Below are 7,765 nucleotides of genomic sequence, written 5' to 3'. Positions count from 1 at the left end.
ATCGGGCCGCCCCAAGATCGTCCTGGGGCGGCCCATCCTCGTCAGAGGATTTAGTCCTGGGGATCTTTCGCGCTCGGTGGGAACATCACCAGCTCCGAGACCGCGACCGGGAAGTCGAGCTTGAGGCTGAAGAACTCCGAGCCGTCCCCGTTGCGGGTGTTACGGAACATCGCACCCACGCGCTGAAAACGGGTGCGCTCCTGGCCATCGGTATCGGTGAACTTGACGGGGACGGTAGCGACGTAGTGGTTGGTCATTTGGGTTACTCCTTGTTGCGATGGGGATCACCCGGCACGGGGGCAAGAGGCTCGGTCGCAAGCGCAAATGCGGAGGGTCCGCGGCTAGCCGTGGAAGCCGTATTTGTGCTTGCCGAAGCGTGAGCTGAGGGCACGATTGGGCCGACCCCGTGCGATCCACATCTATGAGCAAAAAGGAGAGACCCGGATGACCCTTGCTATCACGCAGCCGCCACCATCCGCGTCCGCGACCCCTCGCGTCTTGCCGCGCTGACGATCCACGTGAGGTGCGCACCATCCCCAGCCCGCACCGATGCGGATGGGCCGCACTCTGACGGACTGGGTAGAGGGATAACGGTGCTGGACGCCGCGAGCTGCCGATCACGCGTGACCGATCGCACGCGCCATGAGAAATGACGAAAGGGCCGCCCGAAGGCGACCCCGTTATGGCCATCACGCGCCCAAGCTGTCGAGCATCCCCCTGGTATCAGGCATTCGCTTCAGCGAGTTGCCGATGTGTTCCCGCCAGCGCGGCCCAACCTCCATTGCGGTGGCATAGGCCCGAGCCAGATCATCGGGCCGGTCCTCGGCCATCGCTTCGATAAGGAAAGCCGCCTGCTCGCGGTCCTTCGCGGATTTCAGGCTTCCTGCCCAATCGCGGCGCCGGTCGGCAATGATCAGTTTGTGGACTGCATAACGCTCTGGGCGGGGCACCTGCACCAGAACGCCGGATCTATAGATCGCCGCCGTGTGGATCGGCTCAGCGATCAGGAAGTTCAGATAGTTCAATCCTTGGGCGTTCACGCCCAATGCTGGCAGATCCCGGATGGTCTCATCTCCGAACGCCGGTGTGAGGAACTCGACCAGCTGGCCACTGCCGCCCTGGGCCCATCGCCAGGTCCGACCTTGGTCAAGAGCCGGTAAGGGATCAAATTTGAGCGCTGAGAAGGTCTCAGCGAGACCCGGATCGACCTGATCCTGCAGCGCCACGCTGAGCTTCTCGAACTGGGCGATGTCGATGTCGCCGGTATTGGCCATGCCCCCCAAGGGAAGACGGATACCAAGCTCACCCTCATAGAGCCGGAACGCGTTTGTCCCGACGATGGTGCCACCCAAACGGAAAGTCCCGGCTGCCGCCATCGCCGACAGGATGGAACCGGTTGCCCGGTCGGTGGGGGTCATGCCTTCGGCGCGCAGAAGTCGAACGAGCCGCGACCGTTCTGCCTGTCGATCCTTGGCTGTCGCGCGCAGCTCCTCGATCCGGTCGATACGTGCACGCGTCTCGTCACTGTCCTCGCCGATATAGGTGAACTGCATCTCGGTTCCGACGCGTCGCGCGGCGTACCAATAGGCCTTGTCGCCGCGCTCTTTGAGCGTGGGCTTGCCTTCGACACCGGACAAGGCGTCGTCCTTCAAGAGACGCACCAGGTCGGTATAGGCGCTCATCGCGATGCTGCTAAGAGGTGTCATGCCTATCATTTCAAAGTTTTGCTTGGCACGCATATACCTATCAAAACATAAAATTGCTAGGCATATGTTTTTTGTGGCACCGTCACTCCGATGAGAAAAGGAAAAAGGGCCGCCCAACGGCGACCCTCTCTCTTCAATCCTGCGACGCGGTCTTCGCCGGGTCCGCAACCCGCATGACCGTCAGGCCTGTCGCTTCCGCCTTCTGCCCGAGGTTCAGCGCGACCCCGTTGCCGCCGAAGAGCACAACCCCCGTCGCCGCGAACTTGTCGTCCAGCATCTCGTCGTTGCACTTGAACGGTGCCGCCCGCCCATGCGCGGACCAGCGCGGATCGAAGCGCGCCTGGGCGACCCCGCGTGCTCGGGCCCACCGGGCCGCGATCATCTCCGCTCCGTGCTTGCCACCCTTATGGCAGAGGAAGATCTCCTGATTGCGGTTTTGCTTGATCCGTTCGCGAACCTTGTCGAGCGTGTTGAAGATCACATCGACATCGGTCCAGTCGGTGGCGCCTGAGACGATCAGGGGCACCCCCTCGACTTTGGATTTCTCGGCAGTCTCGCGGTCGTGCTGCTCCAAGAGCTGCCGTGCCTCGAAGACCGCCCCGGTCTCTTGCGCCCTGACGCTTGCGCGCGAGCCGGCTGCCGGGATGAAGGCGTGGCCCGTCTCGATCTCGTAGCATTCCGCCGCTGCCTCGCTCATCACCTCGATGGCGCTGACAATCTCGCGCAGCTGCAGAAAGCGCGCCTGCGCCTCTTCGAGCGCGGTCTCGGCGATCTCCGATCCGTCATGGGATTTTGCCAGCGCGCCGATCTTGTCGGCGGTGCGGTCGACCTCCTTGCCGAGTGCCACCTTGCGGCGCTGCAGGATCGTCGCGAGCCCATGGGCCAGCGGTTCGATTTCCGCTTCAAGCCCGGTCCCCCGCAGCTGCCCGAGCAATGCCTCGAAGCTCTCGCGGATGATGCGGTCGGTCAGGATGTGATCTTCCGGGATCGGCAGCTGCGCGTCCTTCTCGGTCAGCCCGAAAAGCTCGATCGTCTCGTATGTGTTAGCGGTGTCGTAAGCCATGTTCTTTCTCCAGATATTGGGTTCGACCACCACGTGAGTGTGGTGGCATGGCCGAATGTCTGGTTTCCGAATCTGCCCGGGTCAGGGACGGCGCAGCCGCCGGCTTGCCGGGCGCAAAAGTTTTCTGCGCGCAGCACCCGACACATGCGCGCGCTCACGCACGGGACCGCCCCGCCCCACACGCCCCGCCCTCGCCGAAAAGTTTTGCGATCCTTGACGCGGGCTGATTTGGGGGCCATCCGGAGGATATGCTTCCGCACTCATGTGTGTGTGTTTTGACGGTAGGTTTGCCCGACCCGAGCAGGCAAACGGCCCGACCGGACGCGGGAGACGGATGGAGCGGCGGGATCGTTTTGCCCCGCAAAACAGACCAGAGCGAAATCCGGCGGAGCGGCTGGGGAGGGACGTGCTCGCGAGGCGGGCAAACCGGGACGCCAAGCGCAACGCCGCGGTGAGGCCGCATGGCCGAATGCGCGACGGACCGAAGGGCCGTTCTCCCCTGCGACATGGCTGCCGAGCTGGGGAGGCTGGAAGGCTGCTGACGCATTTCTCGTGGTCGGCCTGCCCGGCTTGCCAGGTACAGCAATACTTGGTAGTCTATTGAAGCACCGAGGAGTTTGCCATGAGCGTTCAAAAGCAATCCGTCAGTTTCACCGACACCGCCTACACCTTCGCAAGGGAACTGGTCGAAGCAGGCGAGTACCCCAATGTGAGCGCCGCAGTTTCGGGTGAATTGGCGAAGGCCAAGGCAGAACGTGACCGTGAGCGTACTTTGCTTGAAGCAGAACTGGAGCGCCGACTATCCCTGCCACTCGATCAATGGGAACCCGTCGGCGATGCCGCCGACGTCACTAAAGGCGCCCGGGCCCATCTTGCCGCGATGGCCCAAAAGACCTGATGCGATTTATTAGGCATCCGTTCTTCGAACGGGACCTTATCGGTATCGTTGATCATATTGTTGAGGTGACCGATGGTGACGTTGCAGCCGCGAGCCGTCGCCTGGATGAAGTAGACGCGCTCTTAGAAGCGATTGCCTCAAGTCCAAACTCAGGCGTCCGGCTGAACGGAAAACTGGATGGATGGCTCGTGCGCCATGGCGGCGCCGGTCAGCGACTGACCATCGTATTCAAACCGGATGCAGACGCCGGGCAGATTTATCTCGCTCTTGTCGCGTTCGGCGGCCGAGATTGGATGCGGCTCGCGTCGGCAAGACAGGTGTTCGCTGACTAGCCTTAGAGCAATGGAGAGGCCAAGAAGTTGTAGACTGAACCTTCGCTGCGCCGTGCGCGAACTGGTAGGATGCGGGACAAACCTGACTTTTACTTGGTCAGCTATTGCTAACGCAGTATAGGTTCGCGCCCGCAGCGGTAGGAATTTTGTCAATGCAGCAAACTTCACCGGACTGGTCACTCACCCGTGCTGATCTCACAGGATTACAAACCGCACTTTCTCTGCGCCAGATCACCAGCGCGAGGTGTGGACCAAGCCGCGGTTCACTCGTGTAGCTTACTCTTATGCAGAAACCGATTGCGCATGCAATACGTCTCTCGCCGCGGCCATGTTGATGCATCGCCGCGTTCGGTTTACCTAAACCCACCAGCAGAATAGAGTTTTCACGACCACATCGGAAAGTGCCACTAACCCCAGTATGCTGGGCGTGGGCAAACCCGCCCGACCTGCGCGAGATCTTGAACTTAGTTGGCAACGCGACCGCTGACACCGCGGCGGACTTCCTTGCAGCGGGTGTTCTCAACCCAATGTGCGGTTGCTGAGTGCCACGGGGATTTCTGCGGGCCAATAGCTGAGTGGGGTAATCTAACGTTTGCAAAATTTGGAGCGCACTCCTCTACCACTGATCATTATCGCCCTCGCGACGGGTGTCCTGTCTACGGTTCTCGGCAGAAAAACACTCAGCTTGACTTCTCGTAGCGACTTGCACTAGCCTTCGCATAATTGGAATAAAAAACCGCATAGTAGAATTATGGGAGGAGACCCAATGAAATCCCTACTAGCAACCACCGCTGCTGCGCTCTGTCTGGCGGCCGCGACTTTCGCAAGCGCCGAAACCACACTGATCCTGGGAGAAGCGGGTCCGAATCGCGGCGCCCGCGCAGCGGCGCTACAATCTTTCGCCGACGACGTAACGGCCCGCACCAATGGTGAGGTCAAGATCGACATTCAATGGGGCGGCGCGCTGTTCAAGGCCAATGCGGCTGCTCAATCCATTGCTGACGGCGTTGCAGATCTTGGCACGGTGATCGCCGTGTATTTTCCACAAGAGATGCTGAGCTACAGCTTCGCGGACCTGCCTATGCGCAATGCGGACGCCTGGGTCGGGATGCGCGCCACGGATGAGTTGATGCGAACTTCTGACGCGATCACCGCAAGCCTGGCGGATCAGAACCTTGTCTATCTGGGCACCTTTACCACATCGGCGGTAAACATTGCCTGCAAGGATGCGGCAATCCGCTCGGTCGAGGATATCTCGGGCCTGAAGATCCGTGGTGTCGGTGCCTATGGCGACACTTTCCGGGACTTTGGTGCAAACATGGTCGCAATGCCGATCTACGATGCCTATCAGGGTCTCGATACCGGGTTGCTGGACTGCTCGCAGGGCTACTCCTACGCGGTAACCGCGCTGAAACAGCAGGAGGTCATGACCAGCTATACCCTGCTCAACTGGGGGCAGGTTGGCGCCTTGGGCATTTTCATGAACAAGGACGCCCATGATGCGCTCGACGCTGAGACGCAATCCGCGCTGTCCGAGGCCGGCATTGCGATGGCCGACGAGCTGGGTGAACTGATCACCGCGGCCAATGATGCCGCGGTCCAGACCATGCAGGAGGCCGGTATCGAGGTCATCGACCTGCCCGCGGAAGAGCGCGACAAGCTTGTGCAGAAAGGCCAGCAATATGTCGATGAATGGGTCGAGCGCGCCAATGCATCAGGTCTCGACGGGGTTTCGCTGTTGGAGCAATACCGTGCCTTGCTAGAAAAATATGCCGGTGAGCGTGACAGCCAGGGCTATCCCTGGGCGCGCAGCTGATATCGGTCGCATGTCTGCCCGCGGCGCAAGACCGGCGCCGCGGTACTTCAATGTCCCCAATCTCAACGGAGTTGACCGATGTTGCGTCGCATCGAAAGGCTGCTGCTCGACTTGGCTGTATTTGCCGTAATCGGCCTTGGTGTGTTGATCACGGCAAGCGTGCTTCTGCGGATCACCGTCAATTCCGGTATCCCCGACACAATCGTGATCGTTCGCGAGTTGATGGTCGTCGCCATCGTCCTTCCCCTGGCCGTGGCGACGTTGGAGCGGGCACATATTGTAGTCGAGTTTCTCAGCAACAAAATGCCAACCCGTGTGCAAGACTGGCTGATCGTCGGTGGGAGCATATTCGGGCTTTTCGCCCTGTCACCCCTGATCTTTGCTGGCTGGCGAGAGACCGTCCACACCATTGAGAGCGGTGCTTTTTTCTTCGGTCAGCTAAACCTGCCAAAATGGCCAGGCCGGGTGATTTTTCTGATCGGAATTTCATTTTGCTGGCTTCGGCTGCTGCTGATGGTGATCGGCGACATCCGCACGATCCGCAGCGGCGGCAGTGTGATCAAACCGACACATGAACATGAGGAGAGCGTCTGATGGACGGCACCTTAATTGGCATCGTCGCCTTCGCATCAGTCATCGGTTTGCTTGCGGTACGGGTGCCCATTGCATTTGCGCTTGCCGGTGTCGCCACGGTGGGAACCTTTGTGGTCTTTGCGTTTCGCACCGGAGCCTTTGCACCGGAGCGGGCGCTAAAGCCTACGACCTCGCTGGTGTTCTCCAACTCTTTCGACCTGATCCATTCTTACGATCTGTCGATGATCCCGTTGTTCATCGCACTTGGTCACATCGCCTATCGGGCTGAGATTACGACGAAAATATATCATGCCGCCCGGGTCTGGCTGGCGAGCGTGCCGGGCGGTGTCGCGATGGCCTCGGTTGTGGGCTGCGGCGGGTTCTCTGCCATCACCGGATCCTCCATCGCTTGTGCATCGACCATGGGCCGCATCTGCTCGCCGGAGATGCTGCGCATGGGCTACGACAAGCGGCTTGCGACCGCCAGCGTCGCGGCGGGCGGGACACTTGGGTCCCTCATTCCGCCCTCCGTCCTATTCATCATCTACGGTATCTTCACCGAAACCTCGATCAGCGCGCTGTTCCTTGCGGGCATCCTGCCCGGAATCATCTCACTGCTTGGTTTCGTTCTGGTCATCTTTGTATGGGTTCGCCGGACACCCGAAGCCGCGCCCAGGTTCGAAGGCCAGATCTCGATGCGGGATCGCGGCCGGGCTGCGTTCGAATCCTGGCCAGCCATCAGCCTGTTCGTGATTATTGTCGGCGGCATCTATGGTGGTTTCTTCACGGCAACCGAAGCAGCTGCGATCTGTGTGTCGGCCGCTGTCGCCATTGGCTTTGCGCAGGGCAAGCTTGATCTGCGCGGGCTGATTGACTCCTTGCGCGAGACCTGCGTCCAGACGGCCAGTATTTTCCTGATCGCCGCCGCTGCCAAGATCTTTGTGGCCTTTGTCGCCCTGACCGGGGTCGCGCCCGCCATCGTCAGTGCCGTGACTGAGGCACAGCTTTCTGCCGTCTTGCTGCTGGCGGCCATCGCGGTGATCTATCTGGTGCTTGGAATGTTTCTTGATCCGATCGGCATCATGGTGCTGACCCTGCCGCTGATGATCCCGCTGGTGGAAACCTACGGGTTCGATTTGATCTGGTTCGGGGTGGTTGTCATCAAACTGCTTGAGATCGGGCTGATCACACCACCGGTTGGGCTGAACGTATTTGTCATTGCCAACGTGGTGGGCAAAGAAGTTTCGATCGACAAGATCTTCTCGGGTATCCTGCGGTTTTTGACGGTTGACGTGATTGTTCTGATCCTGATCATGGCCTTCCCGGTCATTTCGCTGCTGATCCCGAATTCGATGTGATCAGGGGCCCCAAAATGTT

8 protein-coding genes are annotated in these 7,765 nt (G+C 60.2%); 5 read left to right on the top strand and 3 right to left on the bottom strand.

The features are described from left to right. Positions 1–50: 50 nt before the first annotated feature. The 3 genes from GFB49_RS20075 to GFB49_RS20065 all read right to left on the bottom strand — a co-directional run bounded on the left by GFB49_RS20075 (position 51) and on the right by GFB49_RS20065 (position 2,769). Positions 51–257, bottom strand: coding sequence for a hypothetical protein (locus GFB49_RS20075; RefSeq protein WP_007120662.1), 207 nt, complete (start codon positions 255–257; stop codon positions 51–53). 432 nt (positions 258–689) lie between these two features. After that, on the bottom strand, positions 690–1,706 hold the full coding sequence (locus GFB49_RS20070; protein WP_246149854.1) for a nucleotidyltransferase family protein: 1,017 nt from the start codon (positions 1,704–1,706) through the stop codon (positions 690–692). Between the two features lie 133 nt (positions 1,707–1,839). Then, positions 1,840–2,769 carry a DUF2493 domain-containing protein gene (locus tag GFB49_RS20065; RefSeq protein ID WP_153217976.1) on the bottom strand — a complete coding sequence of 310 codons (930 nt, stop codon included), beginning with the start codon at positions 2,767–2,769 and terminating at the stop codon, positions 1,840–1,842. Positions 2,770–3,391: 622 nt separating this feature from the next. On the opposite strand from GFB49_RS20065, the gene GFB49_RS20060 reads away from it, so the two are divergent. From GFB49_RS20060 to GFB49_RS20040, 5 genes are all read left to right on the top strand, one after another. Beyond that, positions 3,392–3,667, top strand: coding sequence for a hypothetical protein (locus tag GFB49_RS20060; RefSeq protein ID WP_095589436.1), 276 nt, complete (start codon positions 3,392–3,394; stop codon positions 3,665–3,667). Then, positions 3,667–3,999: a type II toxin-antitoxin system RelE/ParE family toxin gene (locus GFB49_RS20055; RefSeq protein ID WP_153217974.1), complete on the top strand. Its 333-nt coding sequence runs from the start codon at positions 3,667–3,669 to the stop codon at positions 3,997–3,999. The genes GFB49_RS20060 and GFB49_RS20055 overlap by 1 nt, the downstream gene beginning before the upstream one ends. Positions 4,000–4,765: 766 nt before the next feature. Next, positions 4,766–5,815: a C4-dicarboxylate TRAP transporter substrate-binding protein gene (locus GFB49_RS20050; RefSeq protein ID WP_095589433.1), complete on the top strand. Its 1,050-nt coding sequence runs from the start codon at positions 4,766–4,768 to the stop codon at positions 5,813–5,815. A gap of 78 nt (positions 5,816–5,893) precedes the next feature. Beyond that, positions 5,894–6,409 (top strand): TRAP transporter small permease, encoded by a 516-nt coding sequence (locus GFB49_RS20045; RefSeq protein ID WP_095589432.1) that lies wholly within the window; start codon positions 5,894–5,896, stop codon positions 6,407–6,409. Further along, positions 6,409–7,746 (top strand): TRAP transporter large permease, encoded by a 1,338-nt coding sequence (locus tag GFB49_RS20040; RefSeq protein WP_055296278.1) that lies wholly within the window; start codon positions 6,409–6,411, stop codon positions 7,744–7,746. The genes GFB49_RS20045 and GFB49_RS20040 overlap by 1 nt, the downstream gene beginning before the upstream one ends. Positions 7,747–7,765: the final 19 nt, after the last annotated feature.

The sequence above is a fragment of the Tritonibacter litoralis genome, from assembly GCF_009496005.1.
Classification (GTDB): Bacteria; Pseudomonadota; Alphaproteobacteria; order Rhodobacterales; family Rhodobacteraceae; genus Epibacterium; species Epibacterium litoralis.
This window is presented reverse-complemented; position numbering and strand designations above follow the sequence as displayed.